The 1,347-nt window shown below is 73.3% G+C and carries 3 protein-coding genes; 2 read left to right on the forward strand and 1 reads right to left on the reverse strand.

Annotated features, from left to right (window positions below; translation table 11 throughout):
- Together ACN4EK_RS32675 and ACN4EK_RS32680 are read left to right on the forward strand one after the other, a co-directional pair.
- Positions 1–560, forward strand: a 560-nt coding sequence (locus ACN4EK_RS32675) for an efflux RND transporter periplasmic adaptor subunit (protein WP_431662616.1), incomplete at its 5' end; no start/stop codon positions are given.
- A gap of 17 nt (positions 561–577) precedes the next feature.
- Entirely contained in the window at positions 578–1,045 is a 468-nt protein-coding gene (locus ACN4EK_RS32680) for an HlyD family secretion protein (protein ID WP_431662617.1), read from the forward strand.
- Between the two features lie 109 nt (positions 1,046–1,154).
- Here ACN4EK_RS32680 and ACN4EK_RS32685 read toward each other — a convergent pair.
- Positions 1,155–1,347 (reverse strand): hypothetical protein (locus tag ACN4EK_RS32685; RefSeq protein ID WP_431662618.1); only part of this gene is annotated, 193 nt, incomplete at its 5' end.

Raw genomic sequence — 1,347 nt, forward strand, 5'->3', positions numbered from 1 at the left:
CCTGGCTCTACCGCTTCTTCCTGTTTCTCGGCATCGCGCTCCTCGTCTACCACTTCTTCTTCAAGGCGCTGGGGATCGTCCTGATGATCGTGGAGCTCGCCTGGTTCATCGGCCGGCCGATCGCCATGGAGCTGAAGGAATGGGCCTCGCGGCGGGAGAAGTATCGCCTCAACCGCAACACGCTCGCGACGCTTTCGGGCCTCGGCCTCGCGATCGCCCTGTTCGCGACGCCGCTGCACTGGCCCGTCCATGCGCCGGCGCTGATGCGCGCCGAGCGCCAGACGCGGCTTTACGCGCCCGCCGACGCGCGGCTCGTCGAGATCGCCGCGCGGCCCGGCGAAGCCGTCGCGGCGGGCGCCCTTCTCCACCGCCTCGAATCGCCCGACATGGATCACCGCCTCGCCTCCGTCGAGCGACGCATCACGCTCTTGCGCTGGCGGGCGGGCGTCGAGGTCGAGGCGACGGCGGGCGGGCGAACCGGGAGGCGCTGTGGCGCGAACTGGAGGGAGCGATCGCCGAGCGCGCGGCGCTGCTCGCGCTCGCCGCACGCCTCTCGGTGACGGCGCCGCATGCGGGCGTGCTGGCCGAACGCGACGAGGATATCAGCCCCGGGGACTGGCTCGCGCAAGGGGAATGGCTCGCGACGCTCGTCTCGCCCGAGAGCGCGCTCGTCGAGGCCTATCTGTCGGAAGCCGATCTCGCCCGCGTCGCGCCCGGCGCGGCGGCGCGGTTCCACCCGGAAGCGCCGGGCCGCGCGCCGGTGGCGCTCGTGGTCGCGGAGATCGCGACGACGGCGACGCGCCGGCTCGAATCCGCGCCGGAGCTCGCCTCGGATTTCGGCGGCGGGATCGCGGCGCATCTGCGCGGCGAGGAGATCACCCCGACGGGCGCCGTCTACCGCGTCCTGTCGCGACCGATCGATGAGGCCGCGCAGGCGCCCCTCGCCCTTCGCGGAACGGTGCGCATGGAAGGCGAGCGCCAGTCGATCGCGGCCCGCCTCTGGCGCGCGGGCGTGGCGATCCTCGTGCGCGAGAGCGGGTTCTGAGCGCCCCGCGGCGGTCGCGGTTTCCGGTGGCGCTCGGCGACGGCCGGCCTTAGGGATGATCCGGCGCGCCGCCGCCTCCCGACGTTGCTGACGCCGATCATGCCGGCGATCACGTGGTCAGGCCGAGGCGACGCGCCAGTACCCACGCGCGCTCGGCGGTCGCCGACATGACGACGCCGACCGCGATCATGACGATCTGCGTCACGTCGGGATCGGCGAGCAGGTCGCTCGCGCCGATTCCGAGGCCGGCGAGCAGCATGCCGAGATAGCGCAGCGCCTGGCGCGCGATGACGTCGCGGACG

Source organism: Pantanalinema rosaneae CENA516 (genome assembly GCF_050753385.1).
Classification (GTDB): domain Bacteria; phylum Cyanobacteriota; class Cyanobacteriia; order Leptolyngbyales; family Leptolyngbyaceae; genus Pantanalinema; species Pantanalinema rosaneae.